The sequence below is a fragment of the Actinomadura sp. GTD37 genome, from assembly GCF_041951365.1.
Lineage (GTDB): Bacteria > Actinomycetota > Actinomycetes > Streptosporangiales > Streptosporangiaceae > Spirillospora.
In genome coordinates this window covers 252,217-278,278 of record NZ_JBGNUS010000008.1, presented here as the reverse complement: position 1 = coordinate 278,278, position 26,062 = coordinate 252,217, and the positions used below count along the sequence as shown (strand labels likewise).

Annotated in this window: 29 protein-coding genes; 7 read left to right on the top strand and 22 right to left on the bottom strand. The window is 73.3% G+C overall.

Annotated elements, in window-relative coordinates; genetic code table 11:
• Positions 1-48: 48 nt before the first annotated feature.
• The 4 genes from ACA511_RS33435 to ACA511_RS33420 all read right to left on the bottom strand — a co-directional run bounded on the left by ACA511_RS33435 (position 49) and on the right by ACA511_RS33420 (position 4,227).
• Positions 49-1,734, bottom strand: a complete 1,686-nt coding sequence (locus ACA511_RS33435) for a ribonuclease J (RefSeq protein WP_375028681.1) — start codon at positions 1,732-1,734, stop codon at positions 49-51.
• Positions 1,731-2,669, bottom strand: coding sequence for a 4-hydroxy-tetrahydrodipicolinate synthase (gene dapA, locus ACA511_RS33430; RefSeq protein ID WP_375028680.1), 939 nt, complete (start codon positions 2,667-2,669; stop codon positions 1,731-1,733). Before dapA ends, ACA511_RS33435 begins: the two co-directional genes overlap by 4 nt.
• A 141-nt stretch (positions 2,670-2,810) precedes the next feature.
• Positions 2,811-3,032: a hypothetical protein gene (locus ACA511_RS33425; protein ID WP_375028679.1), complete on the bottom strand. Its 222-nt coding sequence runs from the start codon at positions 3,030-3,032 to the stop codon at positions 2,811-2,813.
• 139 nt (positions 3,033-3,171) lie between these two features.
• Entirely contained in the window at positions 3,172-4,227 is a 1,056-nt protein-coding gene (locus ACA511_RS33420; RefSeq protein WP_375028678.1) for a hypothetical protein, read from the bottom strand.
• A gap of 217 nt (positions 4,228-4,444) precedes the next feature.
• On the opposite strand from ACA511_RS33420, the gene ACA511_RS33415 reads away from it, so the two are divergent.
• The gene (locus ACA511_RS33415) at positions 4,445-4,639 is read left to right on the top strand and encodes a hypothetical protein (protein ID WP_375028677.1); all 195 of its coding nucleotides are present in this window, start codon (positions 4,445-4,447) and stop codon (positions 4,637-4,639) included.
• Here ACA511_RS33415 and ACA511_RS33410 read toward each other — a convergent pair.
• Positions 4,629-5,573: a DMT family transporter gene (locus ACA511_RS33410; RefSeq protein WP_375028676.1), complete on the bottom strand. Its 945-nt coding sequence runs from the start codon at positions 5,571-5,573 to the stop codon at positions 4,629-4,631. The genes ACA511_RS33415 and ACA511_RS33410 overlap by 11 nt on opposite strands.
• Here ACA511_RS33410 and ACA511_RS33405 point away from each other — a divergent pair.
• Entirely contained in the window at positions 5,572-6,963 is a 1,392-nt protein-coding gene (locus ACA511_RS33405) for a PLP-dependent aminotransferase family protein (RefSeq protein ID WP_375028675.1), read from the top strand. The two genes, ACA511_RS33410 and ACA511_RS33405, sit on opposite strands and share 2 nt — an antisense overlap.
• Before the next feature lie 27 nt (positions 6,964-6,990).
• Here the strand turns inward: ACA511_RS33405 and ACA511_RS33400 are convergent, their stop codons facing one another.
• Positions 6,991-7,350 (bottom strand): VOC family protein, encoded by a 360-nt coding sequence (locus tag ACA511_RS33400; RefSeq protein ID WP_375028674.1) that lies wholly within the window; start codon positions 7,348-7,350, stop codon positions 6,991-6,993.
• A complete protein-coding gene (locus ACA511_RS33395; protein WP_375028673.1) occupies positions 7,347-7,643 on the bottom strand; it encodes a hypothetical protein in 297 nt (98 codons plus the stop codon). Before ACA511_RS33395 ends, ACA511_RS33400 begins: the two co-directional genes overlap by 4 nt.
• 123 nt (positions 7,644-7,766) lie before the next feature.
• Here ACA511_RS33395 and ACA511_RS33390 point away from each other — a divergent pair, with 123 nt between their 5' ends.
• From ACA511_RS33390 to ACA511_RS33375, 4 genes are all read left to right on the top strand, one after another.
• Positions 7,767-8,324, top strand: coding sequence for a CGNR zinc finger domain-containing protein (locus tag ACA511_RS33390; RefSeq protein WP_375028672.1), 558 nt, complete (start codon positions 7,767-7,769; stop codon positions 8,322-8,324).
• An 85-nt stretch (positions 8,325-8,409) separates the two neighbouring features.
• On the top strand, positions 8,410-8,949 hold the full coding sequence (locus ACA511_RS33385) for a GNAT family N-acetyltransferase (RefSeq protein WP_375028671.1): 540 nt from the start codon (positions 8,410-8,412) through the stop codon (positions 8,947-8,949).
• Positions 8,950-8,997: 48 nt separating this feature from the next.
• On the top strand, positions 8,998-10,653 hold the full coding sequence (locus ACA511_RS33380) for an MFS transporter (protein ID WP_375028670.1): 1,656 nt from the start codon (positions 8,998-9,000) through the stop codon (positions 10,651-10,653).
• Between the two features lie 34 nt (positions 10,654-10,687).
• Complete coding sequence (locus ACA511_RS33375) at positions 10,688-11,554, top strand: 1,4-dihydroxy-2-naphthoate polyprenyltransferase (protein ID WP_375028669.1); 867 nt, start codon at positions 10,688-10,690, stop codon at positions 11,552-11,554.
• On the opposite strand, the gene ACA511_RS33370 is transcribed toward ACA511_RS33375, so the two are convergent.
• Both ACA511_RS33370 and ACA511_RS33365 read right to left on the bottom strand, forming a co-directional pair.
• Positions 11,518-12,534: a hypothetical protein gene (locus ACA511_RS33370; RefSeq protein ID WP_375028668.1), complete on the bottom strand. Its 1,017-nt coding sequence runs from the start codon at positions 12,532-12,534 to the stop codon at positions 11,518-11,520. The genes ACA511_RS33375 and ACA511_RS33370 overlap by 37 nt on opposite strands.
• A gap of 74 nt (positions 12,535-12,608) precedes the next feature.
• Entirely contained in the window at positions 12,609-13,283 is a 675-nt protein-coding gene (locus tag ACA511_RS33365; RefSeq protein ID WP_375028667.1) for a uracil-DNA glycosylase, read from the bottom strand.
• Between the two features lie 114 nt (positions 13,284-13,397).
• Between ACA511_RS33365 and modA the strand changes: the two genes are divergently transcribed.
• Positions 13,398-14,177: a molybdate ABC transporter substrate-binding protein gene (gene modA / locus ACA511_RS33360; RefSeq protein ID WP_375028666.1), complete on the top strand. Its 780-nt coding sequence runs from the start codon at positions 13,398-13,400 to the stop codon at positions 14,175-14,177.
• A 34-nt stretch (positions 14,178-14,211) separates the two neighbouring features.
• Here the strand turns inward: modA and ACA511_RS33355 are convergent, their stop codons facing one another.
• From ACA511_RS33355 to ACA511_RS33295, 13 genes are all read right to left on the bottom strand, one after another.
• Positions 14,212-14,748, bottom strand: coding sequence for a transglutaminase family protein (locus ACA511_RS33355; RefSeq protein WP_375028665.1), 537 nt, complete (start codon positions 14,746-14,748; stop codon positions 14,212-14,214).
• Positions 14,748-15,485 carry a 4-hydroxy-tetrahydrodipicolinate reductase gene (gene dapB, locus ACA511_RS33350; protein ID WP_375028664.1) on the bottom strand — a complete coding sequence of 246 codons (738 nt, stop codon included), beginning with the start codon at positions 15,483-15,485 and terminating at the stop codon, positions 14,748-14,750. The genes ACA511_RS33355 and dapB overlap by 1 nt, the downstream gene beginning before the upstream one ends.
• 37 nt (positions 15,486-15,522) lie before the next feature.
• Positions 15,523-16,146, bottom strand: a complete 624-nt coding sequence (locus ACA511_RS33345) for an FMN-dependent NADH-azoreductase (RefSeq protein WP_375028663.1) — start codon at positions 16,144-16,146, stop codon at positions 15,523-15,525.
• A gap of 86 nt (positions 16,147-16,232) precedes the next feature.
• Entirely contained in the window at positions 16,233-16,607 is a 375-nt protein-coding gene (locus tag ACA511_RS33340) for a phage holin family protein (RefSeq protein WP_375028662.1), read from the bottom strand.
• Positions 16,608-16,644: 37 nt separating this feature from the next.
• Positions 16,645-17,964 carry a M16 family metallopeptidase gene (locus ACA511_RS33335; RefSeq protein ID WP_375028661.1) on the bottom strand — a complete coding sequence of 440 codons (1,320 nt, stop codon included), beginning with the start codon at positions 17,962-17,964 and terminating at the stop codon, positions 16,645-16,647.
• Positions 17,965-18,048: 84 nt separating this feature from the next.
• Positions 18,049-20,394 (bottom strand): polyribonucleotide nucleotidyltransferase, encoded by a 2,346-nt coding sequence (locus tag ACA511_RS33330; RefSeq protein WP_375028660.1) that lies wholly within the window; start codon positions 20,392-20,394, stop codon positions 18,049-18,051.
• A 263-nt stretch (positions 20,395-20,657) separates the two neighbouring features.
• Positions 20,658-20,927, bottom strand: coding sequence for a 30S ribosomal protein S15 (rpsO, locus tag ACA511_RS33325; protein WP_021599383.1), 270 nt, complete (start codon positions 20,925-20,927; stop codon positions 20,658-20,660).
• A 227-nt stretch (positions 20,928-21,154) separates the two neighbouring features.
• Positions 21,155-22,099 (bottom strand): bifunctional riboflavin kinase/FAD synthetase, encoded by a 945-nt coding sequence (locus ACA511_RS33320; protein ID WP_375028659.1) that lies wholly within the window; start codon positions 22,097-22,099, stop codon positions 21,155-21,157.
• Positions 22,100-22,195: 96 nt separating this feature from the next.
• Positions 22,196-22,864, bottom strand: coding sequence for a hemolysin III family protein (locus tag ACA511_RS33315; protein ID WP_375028658.1), 669 nt, complete (start codon positions 22,862-22,864; stop codon positions 22,196-22,198).
• 157 nt (positions 22,865-23,021) lie between these two features.
• Positions 23,022-23,894, bottom strand: a complete 873-nt coding sequence (gene truB / locus ACA511_RS33310; RefSeq protein WP_375028657.1) for a tRNA pseudouridine(55) synthase TruB — start codon at positions 23,892-23,894, stop codon at positions 23,022-23,024.
• Between the two features lie 15 nt (positions 23,895-23,909).
• Positions 23,910-24,983, bottom strand: a complete 1,074-nt coding sequence (locus ACA511_RS33305; RefSeq protein ID WP_375028656.1) for a bifunctional oligoribonuclease/PAP phosphatase NrnA — start codon at positions 24,981-24,983, stop codon at positions 23,910-23,912.
• An 83-nt stretch (positions 24,984-25,066) separates the two neighbouring features.
• On the bottom strand, positions 25,067-25,606 hold the full coding sequence (rbfA, locus tag ACA511_RS33300; protein ID WP_375028655.1) for a 30S ribosome-binding factor RbfA: 540 nt from the start codon (positions 25,604-25,606) through the stop codon (positions 25,067-25,069).
• Positions 25,607-25,751: 145 nt separating this feature from the next.
• The gene (locus ACA511_RS33295) at positions 25,752-26,060 is read right to left on the bottom strand and encodes a DUF503 domain-containing protein (protein ID WP_375028654.1); all 309 of its coding nucleotides are present in this window, start codon (positions 26,058-26,060) and stop codon (positions 25,752-25,754) included.
• Positions 26,061-26,062: the final 2 nt, after the last annotated feature.

Sequence of the window (26,062 nt, the reverse complement as noted above, 5' to 3'; positions counted from 1 at the left end):
CGCGGGGTCCCCGCGGCCGTCCGGACCCGTGCGCCGGTCTCCGCGGCCTCAGACCTCCACGACGACGGGGACGATCATCGGGCGGCGCCGGTAGTTGTCGCTCACCCACTTGCCGACGGTGCGCCGGATGAGCTGGCTCATCTGGTGCTGGTCGTTCACGCCGTCGCCGCCGGCGTCCCGCAGCACGGACTCGATGCGCTGGATGATCTCGTCGAAGTCCTCGTTGAGGATGCCGGCGCCGCGCGCGTGCACCTCCGGCCCGGCGACGATCTTGCCGGACGTCGAGTCGATGCCGACGACGATGGAGACGAAGCCCTCCTCGCCGAGGATGCGCCGGTCCTTCAGCGAGGTCTCGGTGACCTCGCCGACCGACAGCCCGTCCACGTACACGTAGCCGGCCGGGACGGCACCGACGATCTTGGCGCGGCCGTCGACGAGGTCGACGACGACGCCGTCCTCGGCGATGACGATGCCGTCGTCGGGGACGCCGGTGAGCGCGGCGAGCTTGGCGTGCGCCCGCAGGTGCCGCCACTCCCCATGGATCGGCACGAAGTTCGCCGGCTTGGTCACGTTCAGCACGTACAGCAGCTCGCCGGCCGACGCGTGCCCGGACACGTGCACGAGCGCGTTGCCCTTGTGCACGATGCGGGCGCCCCACCGGGTGAGGCCGTTGATGACGCGGTTGACGGCGTTCTCGTTGCCCGGGATCAGCGAGGACGCCAGCAGCACGGTGTCGCCGCCGGTGATGCGGATCGAGTGGTCGCGGTTGGCCATCCGCGACAGCGCCGACATCGGCTCGCCCTGCGACCCGGTGCACACCAGCACCAGCCGGTCGCCGGGGATGTCGTCCAGCTCCTTCTGCTCGACCATGATGCCGTCGGGCACGTTCAGGTAGCCGAGCTCGCGCGCGACGCCCATGTTGCGCACCATCGACCGGCCGACGAAGCAGACCTTCCGTCCGTTGGCGACGGCCGCGTCCAGGACCTGCTGGACGCGGTGGATGTGCGAGGCGAAGCAGGCGACGATGAGCCGCTCCTGGGCGGTGCGGAACACCTCGTCCACGACCGGGCCGATGTTGCGCTCGCTGGTGACGAAGCCCGGCACCTCGGCGTTGGTCGAGTCGGACATCAGCAGGTCGATGCCCTCGGCGCCGAGCCGGGCGAAGCCGGGCAGGTCGGTGAGCCGGCCGTCCAGCGGCAGCTGGTCCATCTTGAAGTCGCCGGTGTGCAGGACGAGCCCGGCGGGCGTGCGGAGCGCGACGGCGAGCGCGTCCGGGATGGAGTGGTTGACGGCGAGGAACTCGCAGTCGAACGGCCCGAAGGTGCGCCGCTCCCCCTCCACCACCATGTCGGTGACCGGTTTGATGCGGTGCTCGGCGAGCTTGGCCTCCAGCAGCGCGAGGGTGAGCCTGGAGCCGACGATGGGAATGTCGCGGCGTTCGCGCAGCAGGTAGGGCACGGCGCCGAGGTGGTCCTCGTGGCCGTGCGTGAGGATGACGGCCTCGATGTCGCCGAGGCGGTCTCTGATGTATTCGAAGTCGGGCAGTATCAGATCGACGCCGGGCTGCTCGGTCTCGGGGAACAGCACGCCGCAGTCGACGACGAGCAGGCGACCGCCATACTCGAACACCGTCATGTTGCGGCCGATCTCCCCCAGCCCGCCGAGCGCGACGATGCGCAGGCCGCGTTCGGGCGGTGCGGGCGGGTCCGAGAGCTCCGGGTGAGGATGACTCACCGGGCGACCTCCGGGATGACGACCTCCGGCACTTTGACTCCCCCTATCGTGAGGTCTTCTCGCAGGCGCGCGGCGAACTCCGGCGTGGCCTCCACCAACGGCGCGCGGAGCGGGCCGCCTCCGGGAAGGCCGAGCAGGTTCAGCGCTGCCTTGACGGCGATGGCGCCCTGCGTACGGGTCATGATGGCGGCGACCACGGGCAGCAGCCGCCGGTGGATCTCCAGCGCCCGCCCGTGCTCTCCGGCGCGGTATGCGTCGATCATCTCATGGAGTTCGGCGCCGACGACATGCCCGACCACGCTGACGAACCCCGCGGCGCCGACCGACAGCCAGGGCAGGTTGAGGTTGTCGTCGCCGGAGTACCAGACCAGATCGGTCGCGGCCATCACGCGGGACGCGCCGAAGAGGTCGCCCTTGGCGTCCTTGACGGCGATGATCCGCGGGTGGTCGGCGAGCTGGACGAGCGTGTCGTTCTCGATCGGCACCCCGGCGCGCCCCGGGATGTCGTACAGCATGCAGGGCAGGCCCGTCGCGTCGGCCACCGCGGTGAAGTGGCGGACGAGGCCCTCCTGCGGGGGCTTGTTGTAGTAGGGGGTGACCACGAGCAGGCCCTGCGCGCCGGTGGCCTCGGCCTGCCGCGCGAGCTGCAGGGTGTGCTCGGTGTGGTTCGTCCCGGCACCGGCGACGATCACGGCGCGGTCGCCGACCGCCTCGATGACCGCGCGCAGAAGCTTGCTCTTCTCGTCGTCGCTCGTCGTGGGCGACTCGCCCGTCGTCCCGTTGACGACGAGGCCGTCGTGGCGCCGCTCGTCGACCAGGTGGGTCGCGAGGCGCGCGGCGCCGTCGTAGTCGACGCCGCCGTCGGGCAGGAACGGAGTGACCATGGCGGTCAGCATCCGTCCAAACGGAGCGTCAGTCGTTGTGCTGGGTGCCATGCAACGAACGGTACCGTTCCGGCCGTTCGACTTGGACCCGCAGGTCGTACAGAAAGGGAGAAGCCGCCGCCACACGCTCGGGGGTACGCGTGGCGGCGGCTCCCACAGCACATCGTGGCACGCAAAAGCGGCGTTACGGGGTCAGTCCGGCCACTTCCCGGACTCGATCCCATAACGTGACCCAGCGGTCATCTCTTGCAGCCGGACGCGCAGCTCCTCGACGTCGGGAGTGCGCACGAGATCGTTGCCGCGGACGGCCCACCAGAGCCCGGACCCGCCCCGTCCGATCCGCCAGCCGGCGAACTCGGCTGACAGCTCGCCGATCCGGTCGGCGTCGCGCCGCGCGGTCTGCTGAGTGCCCATCGGCCTCGTCCCCACTTCCTTTGCCATCCGCAGGCCCGGTCTTGACTTCCGCACGGGGCAATACCCCCGGAGGCGAACGGCTACCCAACCCTTTTCACCTGCGTCTACAAGAGAATCGGAACGTGGCCGGGCGGGTTTCTCAACCGGCAGGACTTTCTGTCGTCCGGGGCAGCCAGGTGGACCTGTAACGGGCCCATTCGCCCTGGTCGGTCGTCCAGCCCGCGTACATCCCGACGCCGTACGGGCGCCTGGGCGGGCGGTCCAGCTGGTCGACGCCGCGCCGGACGCCGCGCAGCGCGACCGGCAGGTCCTCGGCCCAGTCCATCAGGGGACGGTAGGTGGGGATGCCGATGAACACGGTCGTCCGGTCGCCGATGAGCTCCAGCGTCGCCCGCGTGTGCCGGGCGTAGTGCCATCCGGCGAGGGACCGGGTCGGCAGCGCCACGTCGTAGGTCATGATCGCGACCTGGTCGGCGCGGTCGGCGATCGCGCGCAGGAACTCCCTGGTCGGGCGCGGCGGGTAGTGGACCGGGCCGGTGCGCGGGACCAGCGCCCTGTAGACGGGCTGGAGGGCGTCGAAGAGCGTCGGCTGCTCCAGCGCCACCGACAGCAGCCTGCCCCGCGCCCTGGTCAGCTCGCGGGTGCGGTCCATGAGCGTCATGAACGCGCGGTCGTCGGGGTAGATCGGCTCGAAGTCGTAGTGGATGCCGTCGAACCCGAGGTCCAGGAAGGCGGCGTCGGTCTTGAGGACCCGCTCCCGGACGGCCGGGTCGTCGAGGTCGATGACGCCCTTGCCCTCCACCATCCGGATCTGCCCCAGGTACGCCTGGGCCCGGACGCCCGGCGCGTACTCGCGCATGGCCGCGATGAGCTGCCGGGCGTAGCGGTGCTTCGAGGCGGGGACCGTCCCGTCCGCCTCGAACGGGCCCGCGTGGAAGAACACGTCGGTGATGCGGTTCTGCTTCAGGAGGCCGCCGAACTCGCGGTACTCGGCGTCGCTGTGCGCCTCGCCCACCCACTGGTGCCGCGCCCACAGCGCGTTGGTCTCGGTGCCGCGCGCCTCCGGTTCGGGCTGCCACCACACCCACGCACCGGCGAGGACGAGGGCCGCGAGACCGAGCAGGTACGCCGCCGTCCATCCGGCCCCGCGCAGCAGCCTGCCCAGACCACCGGAAACTCGCCCTTTGCGCTCCATAACGCAATGATCTCGGATTCGCGGGGTGCGCCGGACGCCGCGGGCCAGGAACGTCCCATGAAACGATCATGATTGCGCGGTGATCGCGCGGCGCGCGCGGCAACCGTTGACATCGGGGGAACCCTGTGATGACGAGGCGGCTCAGCGATGTCGCCCGTCGTCCCGACGGGAAGCCGCCCCGGTCCTTACCGTCCGTCCGGATGGAGGTCGAACCGGCATGCGAGTACCACCGGAACTGCGAGTGCCGCCGGAACACGGCGAGCCGCGCCCGCTGATCAGCACGCGGGCACTCGTGATCATCATCGTGGCGATCGGCGCCGCGGCCCTGACCGCCGCCGCGCCGCGGCTCGCGATCCCGATAGGCGTCGGCGTCGGCGTCGTGACCCTGCTCGCCCAGATCGTCAAGGATTGACCGCGCCGTCCCCGGCGGGGGCGCGGGCCACGCGGGCCCGCTGGGTGAGGGCCACGCAGACCAGCACCGCGACGGCGGCCAGCGCGGTGGTCGCGTCGATCGGCTCGCCGAGGAGGATCCCCGACCAGATCAGGGTCAGCACCGGCTGCGCGAGCTGGACCTGGCCGCCGCGCGCGATCCCGGCCCGCGCGAGGCCCTCGTACCAGGCGAAGAACCCGAGGTAGGCGGAGAACGCGGCGACGTAGCCGAAGCCGAGGACGGCGCGTCCCGTCCAGTCCGGGCGGGTGGCGGCGAGCAGCCACCCGGTCACCGGGACCGTGACGGGCGCGGCCAGCACCAGCGCCCAGGAGATGACGCGCCAGCCGGGCATGTCGCGGGTCAGCCGCGCGCCCTCGGTGTAGCCGGCCGCGGCGGCGAGGAGGGCCGCGAACAGGAGCAGGTCGGCGGCCGTGACCCGGCCGGCGCCGCCGACCAGCGCGAACCCGGTGACGCAGGCGGCGCCGGCCGCGCTCGCGAGCCAGAACGCGCGGGACGGCCGCTCCCCCGCGCGCAGCACGCCGCACACGGCGGTGGCGGCGGGCAGCAGCCCGACCACCACCGCCGAGTGGGCGGACGTGGCGCCGTGGTCGAGCGCGAGCGTGGAGAGCACCGGGAACCCGAAGATCACCCCGGCGGCGACGACCGCGAATCCGGCCCACTGGTCGCGGCGCGGCGGGCGCGCCCGCACCGATAGCAGTGCGGCGGCGGCGAGGACGGCCGCGGCGGCGGACCGGCCGATGCCGATCACGTACGGGTCGAGCCCGTCCAGGGCGAAGACCGTGGCGGGCAAGGTGAGGGAGTAGATCAGGACGCCGAGCCCGGCGAGCTGGAGACCGCGCGCCGCGGTGCCGTCCGCTATCGACGTGGCGGCGATAGCGCTATCCTTGGTCTTCATGAATCACGATAGCAGTGTGGCGGCGCTCGCCGACGCGCTGCGCGCCGACGTCCGCCGCATGAGCCCCGGCGAGCGGCTGCCGTCGAGCCGGGCGCTGGTCGAGCGGCACCGGGTCAGCCCGGTCACGGTGTCGCGCGCGCTCGGGCGGCTGTCCGCCGAGGGGCTCGTCGTGACGCGTCCGGGCAGCGGGGCGTTCGCCGCCGGACGGCGGCCGGCCGCCGCGGACCCGGCCGACTTCGGCTGGCAGGCGGTGACGCTCGGCGACCGGTCCGTCGACCCGTCCGGCGTGTCGTGGCTGCTCACCCCGGCGCCCGACGGCGTCGTCCCGCTCAGCGGCGGCTACCTGCACTCCGCGCTGCAGCCGGCCCGCGCGCTCGCCACGGCGGCGGCGCGGGCCGCCCGGCGCCCGGACGCCTGGGAGATGCCGCCGCTCGGCGGGCTGCCCGGGCTGCGCGCCTGGTTCGCGCGGACGGTCGGCGGCGCCGTCTCCCCCGCGGACGTCGTCGTCACCAGCGGCGGGCAGCAGTCGCTGACCACCGTGCTGCGCGCGCTGCTGCCGCCCGGCGCGCCCGTGCTGGTCGAGTCGCCGACGTATCTGGGCGTCCTCGCGATCGCGCGGGCGAGCGGGCTGCACCCGGTGCCCGTCCCGGTGGACGCGGACGGGATCCGTCCCGGCCTGCTCGCCGAGGCGTTCGCGATGAGCGGGGCGCGGGTGCTCTACTGCCAGCCGGCCTTCCACAACCCGACCGGCGCGGTGCTCGCCGCCGAGCGCCGCGCGCGGGTGCTGGACGTGGCGCGCGCGGCGGGCGCCTTCGTGGTGGAGGACGACTACGCGCGGCACCTCGGCATCGAGCCGCCCCCGCCGCCGCTGATCGCGGGGGACGCCGAGGGCCGGGTCGTGCACATCGCGTCCCTCACGAAGGCGACCGCGCCGAGCCTGCGGGTCGCCGCGGTGATCGCGCGGGGCCCGGTCGCCGAGCGGATCCGCGCGACGCAGCTCGTCGAGGAGTTCTTCCCCGCCCGGCCGCTCCAGGAGACGCTGCTCGAACTGGTCGGCTCGCCGGGCTGGCCGCGGCACCTGCGGGCCGTCCGGGCCGCGCTGCTGGCGCGCCGCGACGCGCTGCTCGCCGCGTTCGCCCGCGACCTGCCCGAGCTGCGGGTGAACCGGCCGGCGGGCGGCCTCCACCTGTGGGCGCGGCTGCCGGACGGCGCCGACGACGTGGCGCTGGCCGAGGCCGCCCTGCGCGCCGGGGTCCTGGTCAGCGCGGGGCGGCCCTTCTTCCCCGCCGAGGCCCCCGCCCCGTACCTGCGGATCAGCTACGGGACGGCGGCCTCGGAGGCGGAGCTGGCCGAGGGCGTCCGCCGGCTCGCCACCGTCCTGCGGTCGTGAGCCGTCCCCGCCGACCGGCGGGGCGGCTCAGGCCGTGCAGAGGCAGAACTCGTTGCCCTCGGGGTCGCGCCAGACCTGGAAGGGGGTCTCGGGGCTCCCCGCCGGCTCGCCGGCCGGGGCGGCCCCGAGCCGCACCGCGCGCTCGCCGGCGGCGCGGATGTCGGGCACGGCCAGGTCGAGGTGCAGCCGGTTCTTGATCTCCTTGCTCTCGGGGACGAGCTGGAACGCCAGCACCGGGCCCCCGCCGGCGAGCGGCTCCAAGTCCAGCCAGTCGTCCTCGCGCGCGGTCGCCTTCATGCCGAGCAGCCCGCCCCAGAAGGCGGCCATGGCGTCCAGGTCGGTGCAGTCGAAGACGAGCGTGGTCACTTTCGGGGTCGCGTCGGTCATCGGGTTCCTCCAGCGGTTCGCGGGACGTGGGCGGAGCGGGCGGCGGCCCGGCTGCAGAACGGATCGGGCCGGACGGAGCGGGCGGGCCGGACGGAGCGGGCGGGCCGGCGCAGGGCGCCGATCCGGTCGGGCACGCCGCCGAGCAGCCACCGGCGGATCCGGGCGGCGCGCTCGGCGTCGCGGGCACGGGCGGTGAGCCGCGCCTCGACGAGGTCGGCGTGGAGCCGCGCGTACTCGCGCTCCGCCCAGGCGTGCCGCATCGCGAGCGTCGCCAGGTACGGCAGCGGATTCATTGCGTCCTCCCGTTCGTTGACACCACCTAAACCGTAACGCTGGTGTCGGCACGACGCAACCGGTGAAACCTTAATGACGGTGTTGCGGCTTGGTAGAGTTGCCCGTGACGAGCAGGAGGGGCTATGGCCGACGCTCACGCCGATGGAGACCCCGCGCTGCTGCTGACGGACTTCGTCAACACGCTCGACGTCGACTCCGGGGCGGACGGGATCAGCACGCCCGCCGGCCTCGCCGGATGGCTGGCCGGGCGCGGGCTCGCCCCGGCGGCCGCGGCGGCCGGCGACGCCGACGTGCGGGTGGCCGCGGCGCTCCGGGAGGGCCTGCGCGAGGCCATGTCCGCCCACCACGGCCCGGAGGGCGCCGGCTTCCCGGACGACCTGGAGGACGCCCTCGCCGCCCTCCCGCTGCGCATCACGCTCGCCGGGCCGCGGCCCGCGCTCGTCCCCCTCGACCCGCCCGGCACGGCCGCCGACGGCCTCGCCCGCGTCGCCGCCGCGATCATGGACTCCGCCGCCGCCGGGACCTGGCCCCGGCTGAAGGTCTGCCAGGAGGACACCTGCCGCTGGGCGTTCCTCGACACGTCCAAGAACCGGTCCCGCTCGTGGTGCTCGATGCGCGTCTGCGGCAACCGCACCAAGACCCGCGCCTACCGCGCCCGCCGCAAGATCCCCGGCGACTGATGTCCGGGGGGCGTCCCCCCGAGGCATCGCGGTGCCGCTCGCTAGGGTGGGCGGCGGGTTTCCGGCGCGAGGACGGGGGGACGGCATGGCCGATGTGGGGGTGCGGCCCGCCCGGCGGGCGGACGCGGCCGCCGTCGCCGACATCCAGGTGCGGGCGTGGCGGCACGGGTACCGCGACCTGCTGCCGGCGGGCGTCCTCGACGAGGTGACCGGACCGGCCGCCGTGGAGACGTGGCGGGACCGGTGGGCGGAGGCCGCGGCGGCGCCGCCGACACCCCGGCACCGGCTGCTCGTCGCGGTGGCGTCCGACCTGGTCGTGGGGTTCGCCGCGCACGGCCCCGCCGAGGACGGCGACCTCGACCCCGCCGCCGCGGCGGAGCTGATCGCACTGCTGGTCGATCCGCTGCACACCCGCGCGGGGCACGGCAGCCGGCTCCTCGCCGCGAGCGTCGACCTGCTCCGCGAGGACGGCTTCACCACCCTGGTCAGCTGGGCCTTCGAGGACGACGAGGTCACCCGGACGTTCCTCGGCTCGGCCGGCTGGGGGCCCGACGGCACGGCCCGGACCCTCGACATGGGCGAGCCCGTCCGGCAGATCCGACTGCACACCGACATCAGTGCGTAAGCAGGGGTCGGTGAGGTGCACTGCCGCCGCGGCAATATCTTTGAAGTCGTGCCCGAGTCCACCTCCCTGACGCCGCCGCGCGCCTCCGCCGCGGCGGCGCCCGCCGTCCGGCACCGCTGGCTCGGTCTGGCCGTCATCAGCCTCGGCGTCTCGCTGATCGTCGTCGACGCCACGATCGTCGGCGTGCTGCTCCCCCGGATCGTCGCCGACCTCAGCCTCACGACCTCGGACGCCGAGTGGGTCACCGCGGTGTACGCGCTGGTGTTCGCGGCGCTGCTCATCCCGTTCGGACGGGCCGGCGACCTGTTCGGGCGCCGCCGGATGTTCGTGCTCGGCACCGCGGTGTTCGCCGCGGCGAGCGTCGCCGCCGCCCTGGCCGGGACCGGCTCGGCGCTGATCGGCGCCCGCGCCCTGCAAGGCGTCGGCGCCTCGATGATCCTGCCGGCCACGCTGTCCACGCTGAACGCGGTCTTCACCGGACGGGACCGGGCCGTCGCCTTCGGCGTCTGGGGCTCGATGATCAGCGGAATGGCCGCGCTGGGCCCGCTCCTCGGCGGGGCCGTCGCCGCAGGCGGCGGCTGGCGCTGGGCGTTCGGGATCAACCTGCCGCTCGGCGCGCTGCTCGTCGCCGGGGCGCTGTGGCTGCTGCCCGAGACCCGGCGGCCCGGCGCCGGGAGCGCGCGGCGCGAGATCGACTGGGCGGGCGGGCTGCTGTCCGCGCTCGGGCTCGGCGCGCTCGTGTGCGGGATCATCGAGGGCCAGACCTACGGCTGGTGGGCCGCGACCCGCCCGTTCTCGGTGGCCGGGCACCGCTGGCCGGAGACCGGCCTCTCCCCCGTCCCGGTGGTCCTCGCGCTCGGGATCGTGCTCCTCGGCGCGCTCGTCGTGGTGGAGCGGTCCCGCGCGGCGGCCGGACGCCCGGTGATGCTCGACCTCGACCTGTTCCGCATCCCCAACTTCCGCCATGGCAACCTGGCCTCGGCCCTGATCAACGTCGGCGAGCTGGGGCTGCTGTTCGTCCTGCCGCTGTTCCTGCTGGGCGTGCACGGCGCCGACCCGCTGGAGATCAGCCTGGCGATCCTGCCGCTCGCGCTCGGCGCCTTCCTGTCCGGCGGGTACGCGGGCAGGCTCGCGAACCGGCGCGGCGCGCACCGGGTCGTGCAGATCGGCATGGTGCTGGAGGTCGCCGCGGTCGCCGCGCTCGGCCTCACCGTGTCGGCGACGACCGGCGGGCTCGGCCTCGCGCCCTGGATGCTGCTGTACGGGCTGGGCCTCGGCCTGACGTCGGCGCAGCTGACGAACGTGTCGCTGGCGGACGTCCCGCGGGCGCAGTCCGGGCAGGCGTCCGGGACCCAGTCGACGGCCCGGCAGGTCGGCGCGGCACTCGGCATCGCCGCGATCGGGACGGTGTTCGCGACGAGCCTCGGGCACGCGATGACCGACCGGCTGGCCGCGGGCTCCGCGCTGCCGCCCGAGCGGCAGGCGGCCATGGCGCACGACCTGCGGGAGAGCGCCGGCACCTACGGCCGCGACCTGCACGGCGCCCCCGGGCTCGCGGCGGAGGCGCACGCCGCCGACGCGAGCCTCGCCGACGCGACCCGGCACGCGGCGCTCACCACCGCGGCGATCCTCGCGCTCGGGCTCGCCGTGTCCCTGCGGCTGCGCCCGAGCGGTGATCTCCATCGGGAAGAATCGAAGCGGTAGTCCCCCTGTCGTCCAGCGAGAACAAGCGGTAACTGTGGCCACGCTCACCCAATGGGTCGCCGGATCCCGGCCCCGCACCCTGCCCGCGTCCCTCGTTCCCGTCGTCGTCGGCACCGGCGTCGCGGTCGGCGAGGGCGAATCCGTCTGGTGGCGCGCCGCCCTCGCCGCGTTCGTCGCCCTCGTCCTGCAGATCGGGGTGAACTACTCCAACGACTACAGCGACGGCGTCCGCGGCACCGACGAGGAACGCGTCGGCCCGCTCCGCCTCGTCGGGTCGAAGACCGCGCCGCCGAAGCAGGTCCTCGGCGCCGCGCTGGCCTGCTTCCTGGCCGCGGCGGTCGCCGGGCTCGTGCTCGCCGCCGTGACGACCTGGTGGCTGCTGCTCGTCGGCGCGTTCGCGATCCTCGCGGCCTGGTTCTACACGGGCGGCAAGACGCCGTACGGGTACCGCGCGCTGGGCGAGGTGTCGGTGTTCGTCTTCTTCGGCCTCGTCGCCACCGTCGGGACGGTGTACGTCCAGGTCGAGGGGATTCCGTGGGAGGCGTGGGCGGCGGCGGTGCCGATCGGGCTGCTGGCCTGCGCGCTCCTCGTCGCGAACAACCTGCGCGACATCCCGACCGACCGGGAGTCGGGCAAGCGGACCCTCGCCGTGCTGCTCGGCGGCCCCTGGACCCGCATCCTGTACGCGGCCTGCACCGCGCTGCCGTTCATGTTCGTCCTGGCGCTGGCCGCGCCGCACCCGTGGGCGCTGCTCGCGCTGCTCGCGGCGCCGCTCACGCTGCCGCCGACGCAGCGGGTGCTGAACGGCGCGGCCGGTCCCGCCCTGATCCCGGTGCTGGGCGAGACCGGCCGGCTCCAGATCGCCTACGGCGTGCTGCTGGCGGTCGGGCTGGCGCTCTGACGCTCGGTGAGCAGGACGGCGCCGGCGACCCCCATGAGGAGCCCGGCCAGCAGCCCGCCGAGGGCGGTGAGGTTCGCGGCCGCCGTCGAGTCGGACGCCAGGAGGCCCGGCCGGCCGAGCGTCACGAGGAGCGCGTACAGCGACCAGGCGAACGTCGCGGCCGCGCCGACCCAGGCGACGGCCAGCGGAAGCGCGAGCCTTTCCGGACGGCCGGCACGCTGGACGATCGCCAGGAGGGCGGCGGCGCCGGCCAGCGCCAGGGCGCCCCACACGCCGTCGGCCAGTTGCTGGGCCGCGTTCCGGTGGACGATCTCGTCGCCGCGGAGCCCGGCCGTCCCGCCGAACGCCCAGAAGAGGTGCACGGCCGCGAAGCCCGCCGCGAACACGCTCGCCGCGCGCGCCAGGAGCACCTGTAGCGCGTGGGTCGCGCCCTTGGGGACGTCCCTTGTGCGGATGGTGAAGACGTCCGCCCACCGGTCCTTCGCGTACAGGACGAAGGCCGTGAGCAGGCCGAGCCCCTGCACGGTGAAGCCCGTGTAGACGACGCCGTACACCCAGCCTTGGATCGCGGCGTCGCCGCCGGTCAGCGGCTCGGACGAGAAGAGCGCCTGCAGCAGCGCGCCCAGCGGGACGGCGAGGACGATCGGCGCGAGCAGCCCGGCCGCGATCCAGATCGGCGTCAGCACCAGCCAGGCCGGGATCCGCCGCCCCCAGCGGAACGTGAACGCCAGCGCGACCAGCACGGCCAGCGCGTCCATGCCCATGGTGACCGCGTTGGCGACGTAGAGGCCCGAGCCCCGCGCCGCCTCCACGTCGTTCCACCCGGCCGTGCTGCCGGACAGCCACGCGGTCTTGAGGATGAGGTACGGGACGCACGCGGCGATCGTCGCGGCGCAGACGGACAGCCGGACAAGGCCGGGGCCGGGGCCGCCGCGCGCGGCGCGCCGCCGCCCGGTGAGGGCGTGAACTGAAACGGTCATGCCCCGACGATGCCCCGGACGTCCGGGGGCGCGCCTCCCGCCGCCGGGGGAGCCCGCTCCCCCGGCGGGCGGAGCTACCCCCAGCCGATCTCGGGGCGCCCGGCGTCGACGAGCGCCTTGTTGACGGCGCTGAACGGGCGCGTCCCGAAGAACTTCTTGGCGCTCAGCGGGCTCGGGTGCGCCGACTCGATCACGGTGTGCTGCGGGCCGGTGATCAGGCGGGCCTTCTTGCGGGCGTAGGCGCCCCAGAGCACGAAGACGACGCGCTCGCTCTTGTCGTTCAGGGCGCGGATCGCGGCGTCGGTGAAGTCCTCCCAGCCCTTGCCCGCGTGCGAGCCCGCCTCGCCGCCGCGGACGGTCAGCACCGCGTTCAGCAGCAGGACGCCCTGGTCGGCCCAGCGGGTGAGGTCGCCGGACGCCGCCGCCGGGACGCCGAGGTCGGTCGCCAGCTCCTTGTAGATGTTGCGCAGCGACGGCGGCAGCCGCACGCCGTCGCGGACGCTGAAGCTGAGCCCGTGCGCCTGGCCGGGGCCGTGGTAGGGGTCCTGCCCGAGGACCAGCACGCGGGCGCCGTCGAACGGGCAGTGCCGGAACGCGTTGAACAGGTCGTCGCGCGGCGGGTACACCGTCTGCGCCTCGTACTCCCCCGCGACGAACGCGCCCAGCGCGGCCGTGGCGACCGGGTCGAGCAGCGGGTCGAGCCGCTCCCGCCAGTCGCCGGGCAGCAGCTCCATCAGGTCGAGGGACATGGTGTCGGGCCTCCGAGGACGTGATCTCCAGTTGCCGGAAACACTAGTGCGGGCCACTGACACGCCACGCCGGTTCACGGGTCCGAAAGGGGTCCGACCCTAGGATGAAGCCATATGCCCGATACCCCCCGTCGGCGGCGGCTCCGCGCGTCCGCCCTGCTCGCCGCGCTCGTCCTGCCCGGTCTCGGCGCGGGCTGCGGCGGCCCGTCCGGGCCGGTGACGCTGACCGTCCTCGCCACCTCGTCGCTGACCGAGGTGTTCGGCGAGATGGGGACGGCCTACCAGCAGGAGCATCCGGGCGTCCGGCTGCGCTTCGCGTTCGGCGCGTCCCCCGAGATGGTGGACCGGCTGTCGGACCACACGCCCGGCGACGTCCTCGTGACGGCCGACCAGGCGAGCATGGCGGAGGCCGCCGGCCACCTGGCCGGACGGCCCCGCACCGTCGCCCACGACACGCTCACCATCGCGGTCCGGCCCGGCAACCCGCGGCGCATCCGGAGCCTGCGCGACCTGCAGCGGCCGGGCCTGCGCGTGGTGGTCGGCGCGGGCACGGTGCCGGTGGGCCGCTACACCCGCCGGGTCCTGGAGAAGGCGGGGCTGACCCTCCGGTGGAGCTCGGAGGAGATCAGCGCGCGCGCCGTCCTGGACCGGGTCCGCTCCGGGGAGGCCGACGCGGGGATCGTCTACATCACCGACCTGCGCTCGGCGGGCATCGCGGCGAGCAGCGTCCCCATCCCGGCGGACCTGAACGTCACCGCCGCCTTCCCCGCCGCCCCCGTCCAGGACTCCGCCCACCCGGACGCCGCCGCCGCGTTCGTCTCCTGGCTGCTGACGCCCGCCGCGCAGAAGCTCTTCCACAAGTACGGCTTCATCAACCCACCCTCTCCCCGCTGACCCCCTCCGCGCGGACGCGGGGCGGGTCGGTAGCTCATGGGAGGAGGGCGGGGAGGCCCGTGGGGGCGGGCATGGCCTTGAGGCCCTCCAGGACGGGCTCTGGGGGTGCTGCGTAGACCGTGGGGTGGATCGGGTCGTCGGGGTACGCGAGGCGGTCCTCCGACGCGGAGAACTGGACGTCGATGCCCGGCTTGTTGCCGCGCGGGTCGAGGAGGACCCAGCGGTCGTCCACCAGGGCGGCCGTGAGGCCGTGCAGGACGCCGGACGACTGCTGGTAGCAGAGGCCCGCCTGGACGCCGCCCGCGCGCAGCAGGGCGACGTAGGCGTGGGACTTGGCGTAGCAGAGGCCCGTGCGCTGGCCGAGGACGTCGGAGGCGCGCCAGGGGACGCGGGTGTCGCCGGAGTCCATGGAGTGCGGGACCTGGTCGCGGACGTAGTCGAACGCCGCGTGCGCGTAGGCGATGTCGTCGCCGGTGCGCAGCTCCGCGGCGACCGACTGGACGAGCGGGTGCTCGATGTCGATCGCCTCGGACGCGGCGAGGTAGTCCCAGGGGTCGGCGTCGAAGCGCATCACAGTCCGAGGAGCGTCTCGATGCCGATGGTGAGGCGGTCCATCTCGGGGACCTTGCGGACGGCGAGCAGGACGCCCGGCATGAAGGACTCGCGGTTCATCGAGTCGTGGCGGATGGTGAACAGCTCGCCGTGCCCGCCGAGGACGACCTCCTGGTGGGCGATGGCGCCCGACATGCGGACGGCGTGCACCCGGACGCCGTCCACGTCCGCGCCGCGGGCGCCGTCGACCTCGGAGGTGGTGGCGTCCGGGGACGGGGCCGCGCCGGCCTCCGCGCGGGCGGCGGCGACCAGCTCGGCGGTGCGGTAGGCGGTGCCGGACGGCGCGTCGGCCTTGTTCGGGTGGTGCGTCTCGACGATCTCGACGGACTCGAAGAACGGGGCCGCCTTCTGCGCGAAGTGCATCATCAGCACCGCGCCGATCCCGAAGTTGGGCGCGATGAGGACGTTCCCGGACGACTCGTCGGTCAGCCAGGACCGGACCGTGTCGACCCGTGGCGGGTCGAACCCCGTGGTGCCGACGACGGCGTGCAGGCCGCGCTCGACGCACCACTTGAGGTTGTCCATGACGACGCCGGGGTGGGTGAAGTCGACGACGACCTCGGCGGAGGCGAGCGCGTCGAGCGCGTCCCCCTGGTCGACGGCCGCGACGAGCTCCATGTCGCCGGCCCCTCGCACGGCACGGCACACCTCGGCCCCCATGCGGCCCTGCGCGCCCAGCACCCCGACCTTGATCACGTGTTCCTCCCGGTTGGCGTCCGGCCAGAGCCTACCGTCAGAAGCGCTTGCCCAGCTCGCGCGCCTCGGCGTGCGCGGCACGGCGTCCCGCGTCGGCGTCGGCGGTGGCGAGGTTGGGCCGGAACTCGACGCGGGCGAGGTCGGTGACCCCCGTCCAGCGCAGCCAGCCGTCCAGGAACGCGGCCTGGTGGTCGCGGCCGAACGCGGGCGGACGCCCCTCGCCGTAGACGGCGCTGGTGTAGACGACGGCGGCCTTCTTGCCGTGGAGCAGGCCCGTGTACCCCTCCTCCGCGTCGAAGCGGAACACCCAGCCGGGCTGCGAGACCACGTCGATGAACTGCTTGAGGACGTACGGGACGCCGGAGTTCCACATCGGGACGCTGAACAGGTAGCGGTCGTAGGAGTCGTACCGCTCGAAGACGGCGCGGGCGGCCCGCCACGCGGCGGCCTGCTCGCCGGACGGCTCCGCGCCCGCGAGCACGGTCATCTTGGCGCCGGCTCCGGCGGGCCCGAACTCGGGGAGGGCGCCGTCCCACAGGTCGAGGTGGTCGACGACGTCGCCGTGGACGTCGCGGTAGGCGTCCGCGAACGTCCCGGCGATCGCCAGCGACTCCGACGCGGCGCCTCGGGGGGACGCGGAGATGTGCAGCAGGCGTGACATGGGGGGACCTCTCGGCAGAGAAATACGGACCACAGTCCGATTACTCCTTCGAGATTAACGGACTCCAGTCCGCTTAACAAGGCGTGTCAGTCGTCGTCCGCCACGAACAGGTTGAGGAGCCAGCTGACGACGCCGATGATGATCGCGCCCCAGAAGGCCGGCCAGAACCACTCCACATGGAAGGGAAGGTCCAGTTCCCCCGCGACCCAGCTCGTCAGCATGAGCAGCCCCGCGTTCACGAGCAGCGCGAACAGCCCGAGGGTCAGGATGTAGAACGCGCAGCCCAGAACCTTGATCACGGGCTTGAGGACGGCGTTGACCACACCGAAGATCACCGCGACGCCGAGCAGCGTGAGCACCCGCTCCGTCGTGCTCCCGGCGGTGAGCTCGACGCCGTCGACCAGCGCCTCCGCGACCCACAGCGCGATCGCGGAGATGACCAGCCTGATGAGGATCTTCACGCGCCCGATCTACCCGGGCGGGAAGGCCCCTAACGGATCACGCGGCGAAGTCGCGGTCGCCGACCGGGCCGATGACGGTCAGCGCCTGCGGCGCCGACAGCACCTCGCGGGCGATCGCGCGGACGTCGTCCAGCGTGACGGCCTCGATCCGCGCCAGGACCTCCTCCACCGGCAGCAGCGACTCGTAGACCAGCTCGCTCTTGCCGATGCGGCTCATGCGGGAGCCCGTGTCCTCCAGGCCGAGGACCATGCCGCCGCGCAGCTGGCCCTTGCCGCGCTCCAGCTCCTCGGCGGTGAGGCACTCCTCGGCCGCCTTGCCCAGCTCGTCCCGGCAGATCGACAGGACCTCCTCCGCCTTGGCGGGCTGGCAGCCGGCGTACACGCCGAAGATGCCGGAGTCGGCGTACTGGGCGGTGTAGCTGTAGACCGAGTAGGCGAGGCCGCGCTTCTCCCGGATCTCCTGGAAGAGGCGGGACGACATGCCGCCGCCGAGCGCGGCGTTCAGCACGCCGAGCGCGAACCGGCGGTCGTCGGTGCGGGACACCCCGGCGCCGCCGAGGATGATGTGCGCCTGCTCGGTGTCCTTGTCGATCACCACGTTGCGCGGGTCGAGCGGGACGGGCGCGCCGTCCAGGCGGGGCGCGGCCGGCGCGGCGTCCCCGGTGAGGTGCTCGGCGAACGCGCCGGACACCAGCCGGACGACCTCGTCGTGGTCGATGTTGCCCGCCACCGACACCACCAGCTTGGACGGGACGTAGTGCTCCCGGTAGTAGCCGTGGATCCGGTCTCGGGACAGGGCGTTGATGGAGTCCTCGGTACCGAGGATGGGCCGCCCAAGCGGGGTGTCGCCGTACAGCGCGGTGGAGAACTCGTCGTGGATCAGGTCGCCCGGGTCGTCGTCGCGCATGTGGATCTCTTCGAGGATCACACCGCGCTCGGCCTCGACGTCCTCGGGGCGGTTCACCGACTCGGCGACCATGTCGGAGACGACGTCCACGGCGAGCGGCAGGTCGGCGTCCAGCACCCGCGCGTAGTAGCAGGTGTACTCCTTGGCGGTGAACGCGTTCAGGTCGCCGCCGACCGCGTCGACCGCCGCCGACAGCTCCAGCGCCGACCGCCGCTTCGTGCCCTTGAACAGCACGTGCTCCAGGTAGTGGCTCGCGCCGGCGTCGGCGGGCCCCTCGTCCCGCGAGCCGACCGCCGACCAGATGCCGAACGCGGCGGACCGCACGGTCGGCATCGTCTCGGTGATGATCCGCAGCCCGCCGGGCAGCACGGTGCGGCGCACCGCGCCGGCGCCGTCGGTGTGGATCGTCTCGGTGGTGCCGGGCTCCTGCGCCCGCGCCGGCAGGGTCACGTGTCGCTCACATTCCGTCGTTGGAAAGCGTCCGACCGGCCGTCCCGCCGGAGGGCGGGACGACCGGCCGGTCAGTAGCCGAGATCAGGAGTTGCGCTGGCCGGCGTCGTCGCCGGTGCGGCGGGTGCGGCGGCGGCGCGGGCCGCGGTCGCCGTCGTCCCGGCGGGGCCGCTGCTCAGCGGAGTCGCCGTCCTCGGACGCCTCGGCGGCGCCGTCGCCGGCGTCGCCCTTCTCCGCGGCCTCGCGCTCGACCACCTCGACCGGCACCAGCGACAGCTTGCCGCGCTGGTCGATCTCGGTGACCTCGACCTGGATCTTCTCGCCGACGCCCATGACGTCCTCGACGTTCTCGATCCGGGCGCCGCCGTGCAGCTTGCGGATCTGCGAGACGTGCAGCAGGCCGTCCTTGCCGGGCAGCAGCGACACGAACGCGCCGAACGTGGTGGTCTTGACGACGGTGCCGAGGAACCGCTCGCCGACCTCCGGCATGTGCGGGTTCGCGATCGAGTTGATCGCCTGCCGCGCGGCCTCGGCGGACGGGCCGTCGGTCGCGCCGACGTAGATGGTGCCGTCGTCCTCGATCGTGATGTCGGCGCCGGTGTCGTCCTGGATCGAGTTGATCATCTTGCCCTTGGGGCCGATGACCTCGCCGATCTTGTCGACCGGGACCTTGATCGTGATGATCCGCGGCGCGTTCGGGCTCATCTCGGCGGGCGCCTCGATGGCCTCCTGCATGACGTCCAGGATCGCGAGACGCGCGCCCTTGGCCTGCTTCAGCGCGGCGGCCAGCACCGAGGCGGGGATGCCGTCGAGCTTGGTGTCGAGCTGCAGCGCGGTGATCAGGTCGCGGGTGCCGGCGACCTTGAAGTCCATGTCGCCGAACGCGTCCTCGGCGCCGAGGATGTCGGTCAGCGTGACGTAGTCGTCGCCCTCGTTGATCAGGCCCATCGCGATGCCCGCCACCATCTGCTTCAGCGGGACGCCCGCGTCCAGCAGCGACATGGTGGACGCGCAGACCGAGCCCATCGAGGTGGAGCCGTTGGAGCCGAGCGCCTCCGACACCTGCCGGATCGCGTAGGGGAACTCCTCGCGGGTCGGCAGCACCGGCAGCAGGGCGCGCTCGGCGAGCGCGCCGTGCCCGATCTCGCGGCGCTTCGGCGAGCCGACCCGGCCGGTCTCACCGGTCGAGTACGGCGGGAAGTTGTAGTTGTGCATGTAGCGCTTGGTGCGCTCGGGGTTCAGCGTGTCGATCGTCTGCTCCATGCGGAGCATGTTCAGCGTCGTCACGCCGAGGATCTGCGTCTCGCCGCGCTCGAACAGCGCCGAGCCGTGCACGCGCGGGATCACGTGCGCCTCGGCGGTCAGCTGGCGGATGTCCTTCAGGCCGCGGCCGTCCATGCGCAGCCCGTCGCGGATGACCCGCTCGCGGACCAGCTTCTTGGTGACGGCGCGGTAGGCGGCGGAGATCTCCTTCTCGCGCCCCTCGAACTGCTCGGCGAGCTTCTCGGCCACGGCGGCCTTGATCTCGTCGAGCCGGGACTCGCGCTCCTGCTTGCCGGCGATGGTCAGCGCCTGCGCGAGGTCGCCGCTCGCGGCGTCGGTGACGGCGGCGAGCACGTCGTCCTGGTAGTCCAGGAAGATCGGGTACTCGCGGGTCTCCTTGGCGGCGACGGCCGCGAGGTCGCTCTGCGCCTTGCACAGCGCCTTGATGAACGGCTTGGCCGCCTCGAGGCCCTCGGCGACGGTCTCCTCGGTGGGGGCGGCGGCGCCCTCGCCGACGAGCCGGATCGTGTCGCGGGTGGACTCCGCCTCGACCATCATGATCGCGACGTCGCCGTCCGCGAGGACGCGCCCGGCGACGACCATGTCGAAGGTGGCGCGCTCGAGCTCGGGGTGGGTCGGGAAGCCGACCCACTGGCCCTCGATCAGCGCGACGCGGACGCCGCCGATCGGGCCGGAGAACGGCAGCCCGGCCAGCTGCGTGGACATCGAGGCGGCGTTGATCGCCACGACGTCGTACAGGTGGTCGGGGTGCAGCGCCATGATCGTCTCGACGACCTGGATCTCGTTGCGCAGGCCCTTGGTGAACGACGGGCGCAGCGGACGGTCGATCAGCCGGCAGGTGAGGATCGCGTCCTCGGAGGGCCGGCCCTCGCGGCGGAAGAACGAGCCGGGGATGCGCCCGGCCGCGTACATCCGCTCCTCGACGTCCACGGTCAGCGGGAAGAAGTCCAGGTTGTCCTTGGGCTTCTTCGACGCGGTGGTCGCCGACAGCACCATCGTCTCGTCGTCGAGGTAGGCGACGGCCGAGCCGGCCGCCTGCCGGGCCACGCGGCCCGTCTCGAAGCGGATGGTGCGGGTGCCGAACGTGCCGTTGTCGATCACGGCTTCGGTGCTCTGCGCACCGTCGATGCGCACGGCTTCTGTCACGGGAAACCTCCTATGGGTTCCATGTCGGTCCTCGCGGCCGTTTCCCGTTGGCTTGTCACGCTGCCGGTCTTCGATCGAAGCACCCGGATCGACAGGGTCCGCCGATGCGGCGGAACGGATCCGGAAGCCACTACCGAGGACCGGCCCGCACCAGCGGTGTCCGCGAGGCTTGTCTGCAGTTGTGCGGCCGGGCGGACGCTCCTCGCGGCCCGCCGGCCATATGAGGAAGGGAGTGGCCCCGCGTGGGCCACTCCCTCACCGTGCTAGCGGCGCAGGCCGAGTCGCTCGATCAGCTGCCGGTAGCGGTTGATGTCCTTGTTGCTCAGGTACTTCAGGAGGCGGCGACGACGGCCGACCAGCAGCAGGAGGCCGCGGCGGCTGTGGTGGTCGTGCTTGTGCTCCTTGAGGTGCTCGGTCAGATCGTTGATGCGGCGCGTGAGCAGCGCGACCTGGACTTCCGGCGATCCGGTGTCACCCTCAGTGGTCGCGTACTCGGCGATGATCTGGTTCTTCGTGGCGGTGTCGAGCGACACGTGGCTCCTTCGATGAAATCGTCACCCGCAGATCCTGGCCCGGAGGGCGCACGGGTCCGCATGGTGCGTGTGTTGAAGAGGGTGGCGGGCCGCATGAGGGTGCAGCCAGCCGCGCCGGGGCCCTTCCCGGCGACTATTCACCGTACCACGCCGGAAACCCACCCCGTCACGAAGCGAAAACCCTTGTTATCGCAGGGTACGCACCGGAAAAGAGTTGTTCGCCGGAGTCATTCCGCGGTGTTCTCCCTGATCCGGTCCACGTCGCGGTGCATCTGCTCGATCAGCGCCTCGACCGAGTCGAACTTCAGGGTGTCGCGGACGCGGGAGGTGAAGTCCACGCCCATGTGCTCGCCGTACAGGTCGAGGTCGTCGCGGTCCAGCGCGTACGCCTCGACGGTCCGCTCCCCGGCCCCCTCGAACGTCGGGTTCGTCCCGATCGAGATCGCGGCCGGCCAGCGGAAGCCCGGGTAGCGCTCGGAGTCGCAGACCAGCCAGCCGCCGTAGACGCCGTCGGCCGGGATCGCGGTGTTCGCCGGCATCTCCAGGTTGGCCGTGGGGAACCCGAGCGCGCGGCCCCGCTGGTGGCCGCGGACGACGATGCCCTCGACGCGGTGCGGCCGGCCCAGCGCCCGCGCCGCCGCGTCGACCTCGCCCGCGTCGAGCCGCTCCCGGATGTAGGTGGACGAGATCGTGTCGCCGTTGGCCACAAGCGGCATGCCCTCGGCGGTGAAGTCGTACTTCTCACCGAGCTCGCGCAGCAGGGCGACGTCGCCCTTGGCCTTGTGGCCGAACCGGAAGTCCTCGCCGACGATGACGTGCGCCGCGTGCAGCCGGTCGACCAGCACCTGCTGGACGAACTCGTCCGGCGGCGTCCTCGACAGCTCCAGGGTGAACGGCACCACCACGACCGCGTCCGTGCCGAGGCCCTCCAGCAGCTCGACGCGGCGCCTGGTCGTGGCGAGCAGCGGCGGATGCGTGCCCGGCCGGACGACCTCGTCCGGATGCGGGTCGAAGGTGATGACCACCGAGCGCAGGCCGCGGCGGCGCGCCTCCTCCGCCGCGGCGCCGACGATCCGCTGATGGCCGCGGTGCACGCCGTCGAACACCCCGATGGTGATCACTGAACGGCCCCAGTCCGCGGGAACCTCGTCGAGGCCATTCCAACGCCGCACCATTCTCTCCCTGCGTAGGACGTGCCTGCCCGTCTTCTTCTGCCGTCCTTAAGAGTGCCATGCGCGGGGCGCTCCGGTCGCACCGAGGGGTACCCGTCAGCCCGACTGGTAGACGACGAGCGACACGGCGATGTACTGCAGGATGTACGCGGCGAGCGTGAAGGCGTGGAAGACCTCGTGGAAGCCGAACCAGTGCGGCGACGGGTCGGGGCGGCGGAGCCCGTAGACGATGCCGCCGACGCTGTAGCAGATGCCGCCGGTCGCGACCAGCACGCACGCGGCGACGCCCGCGCCGTCCAGGAACTGCGGCAGGAAGAACACCGCGACCCAGCCCAGCACGATGTAGAGGGTCACGTAGAGAGCGCGCGGGGCGCCGATCCAGGCGGTCCGGAAGACGACGCCCGCGATGGCGCCCGTCCAGACGGTGACGAGGACGGCGATGCGCACCCCGCCGTCCAGCGCCACGACCGCGAACGGCGTGTACGTCCCGGCGATGATCAGATAGATGTTGGCGTGGTCGAACCGGCGCAGCACCTCGATCAGCCGGTGCGACCGCTGCCGGTGGTACGTCCCGGAGATCCCGAACAGCATCCCCGATGCCGCCACGTACACCGCCGACGCCAGCCGCGCGTGCACGCTCGGGCCGAGCGCCACCAGCACCAGCCCGGCGACCAGCACCGCGGGGAACGCGCCGAGGTGCAGCCAGCCGCGCAGCCGCGGGCGGGTCGGGGACGCCACCGGGGGGTGGTCCTTCACAGTGGTCACGGACACCTCCTCACCAACGAACCTACGCTCACGTAGGTTACGCGTGCGTAGGTTGTCGCGCATCCCCCTCGTCCCGTGATGCTCACCACGGGCGCGCCGCCCGCGGATCAGTGCGGGCCGGATCAGGACACGGCTCGGGTCAGGGCACCGGGCAAGGTCAGGGCACGAACACCGCGAGGGGCTTCGCGAGCCCGCCCCGCTCCTCGACGAGGGCGAGCAGCGTGCCGTCCGGGCCGAAGACGCCGACCGGGCCCGGCCCGAGCCCCGCCGCGGGGAGCCGCCCGCCGTGCGCGACCTTGCGGGCGTCCTCGTCCGAGACGTCCCTGCGCGGGAACACCGCGGCGACCGCCTCGCCCATCGGGAGGATCTCCAGCTTCTCCGCGAGCTGGTCCAGCGTCCGCGCCATGGGCAGGTCGTAGGGCCCGACGCGGGTGCGGCGCAGCGCTGTGAGGTGCCCGCCGCAGCCGAGGGACGCGCCGAGGTCGCGGGCCAGCGCCCGGATGTAGGTGCCGGACGAGCAGGAGACGGACGCGTCCACGTCGATCAGGTCGCCCTGCCGCCGCACGTCCAGGACCGTGAACCCGTGCACGGTCACGGGACGGGCCGCCAGCGCGACCTCCTCCCCCTTCCGGGCCATCTTGTAGGCCCGCTCGCCGTTCACCTTGATCGCACTGACCTGCGGCGGAGTCTGCTGGATCGGCCCGGTCAGCGCGGCGACGCCCGCGCGCAGCGCCTCGTCGGCCACGGCCGCCGCGGACGCCGTCGCGGTGATCTCGCCCTCCGCGTCGTCGGTGTTCGTCGACTGGCCCAGGCGGATCGTGGCGTCGTAGCCCTTCTCCGTCAGCGCGAGATGGCCGAGGAGGCGGGTGGCCTTGCCGATGCCGAGGACGAGCACGCCGGTCGCCATGGGGTCGAGCGTGCCCGCGTGCCCCACCCGGCGGGTCTTGGCGAGCCGCCGCATCCTTCCGACCACGTCGTGCGACGTCCAGTCGGCGGGCTTGTCCACGATGACGAGTCCCGAGTTGTCCACGCGCGCTCCGAAATGTCAGTCGTCGTCGGGGTCGCCGGGCACGCGCAGCGCGGCGCGCAGCCGGTCGATGATGCAGGCGGGCTCCCCGCCCATGGTGAACGCGGCGGCGGTGCGGTGCCCGCCCCCGCCGAGCTCGACGCAGGCGCGGCCCACGTCGACCGCGCCCTTGGAGCGGGTGGACACGTACCACTCGCCCCGGTCGTTCTCCTTGCACACGACCGCGACCTCGGCCTCGTCGGTGCGCCTGAGCTGGTCGATGACCCCTTCGAGCTGGTCGTAGTCGACGTCGCGGGCGGCCCGGTCCGCGCGCGCGATCGTCGTCCAGACCAGGCCGAGGCCGCCGGCGGCGTCGCGCTCCAGCCGGGCCCGCGCCAGCGCGCCCGCGAGGACCTGCAGGTAGCCGAACGGCGCCCGGTCCCACAGCTCGCGGCTGACCGCGTCCGGCCGGACGCCCGCCGCCAGCAGCCGTCCCGCCAGGTCGTGGACCTCGGGGGTCGTGCACGGGTACTTGAACGAGCCGGTGTCGCTGGCGAGCCCCGCGTACAGGCCCTGCGCCATGTCACGGTCCAGCGGGACGCCGAGCCTGCGGATCAGCTCCTCGACCAGCACCGCGGTGGCGGCCGCGTCCGGGTCGACGAGCCGCACACCGCCGAAACCGGTGTTGGACGCGTGGTGGTCGACGACGATCAGCGCATCGGCCCGGTCGGCGCGCCCGGCGAGGCCGCCGAGCCGCGCCCGGCCCGCCGCGTCCAGCGCGATCATCAGCTCGGGGGCGGACGGCATCCGCGCGGGCTCGACCAGCATCTCCTGGCCCGGCAGGAACCGCAGGATCGCCGGCACGGTGAACGGCTCTCCGAAGGACGCCGCGCACCGCTTGCCCAGCACGCGGAGGGCCCGGGCGAGGGCGAGCATGGAGCCGAGCGCGTCGCCGTCCGGGGCCACGTGGCAGGCGAGGCAGATGTCGTCCGCCGCGCGGATCAGCTCGACCGCGCGGTCCCACTCCAGTTCGGCGGAGGTACCGGCAGGCCCGGTGGACCCGCCGTCGCGGACGCCGCCACCGCCGCGCGGGACGACGTCATGACCGCTCACGGCATGCCCGTCCACATCGTGCAGACGGCATTCCTCCGGCCGGCCGGCGGCGCCCGGCGCCTCCGCCCGGCCCCCGGGCCCGTTCACGGCGACGGGCGTCCGGAGCGGCCGTCCGCACCGTCCCCCGCAGCGTCGTGGCCGTCGAAGTCCTCCTCGTCGGCGTCCTCGGCGTCCTCGTCCTCGTCGTCGGGGTCCTCGTCCTCCGGGCCGGCCACGCGGTAGGGGTTCGCCTCACCGGCGGGGGACGCGCCCTTCGCGGCCCGCGCCACCTCGGCGTCCTTCGCGCGGGCCTGGGCCAGCAGGTCGTCGATGTGGGCGACGTTCTCCATCACGGAGTCCATGACGAAGGTGATGCTGGGCGTGTGCCGGACCCCGGTCTTCCTGCCCACCTCCGTCCGGATGACGCCCTTGGCGCTCTCCAGCGCGGCGGCCGTCTCGGCGCGCTCGCCGTCCGACCCGTACACCGTGTAGTACACGGTCGCGTCGCGCAGGTCGTTGGTGATGCGGGTGTCCGTCACGGTCACGAAGCCGAGCCGCGGATCCTTGATCCGCCTCTCCAGCATCTCGGCCACGATCTGCTGGATGCGGTCGGCGAGCTTGCGGGCCCGAGCTGCGTCCACCATGATCGCACTCCCTTTCTATGGTCTGCCGACCCCTCTGTGGTCCGACGGCGCGAGCCGCCGCTTCATTGTGGGGGACGCCCCCACCCCCCGATGCGCGTCCGAACGGCCTCTCGCGGGCCGCCGGCGCTCCGTTCCCGGACGCCGTTCAGTCCTCGTCGCTGAAGACGCGCTGGCGGGCCGACAGGAGTTCGATCTCCGGCCGCCCGGCCACCAGCCGCTCGCACTGGTCGAGCACCTGGGTGCAGTTCGCGGCGGTGCCCGACACCACCGCCACCCCGATCTCCGCCCTGCGATGCAGGTCGTTGCCGCCCGTCTCGGCGACGGCCACCGCCGGGAAGTGCTTCTGCACCTCGGCGATGACGGGCCGGACGACGGACCGCTTCTCCTTCAGCGAGCGGACGTCCCCCAGCAGCAGGTCGAGTGTCAGCGCACCCACGTACACCTGGTCGATCACCT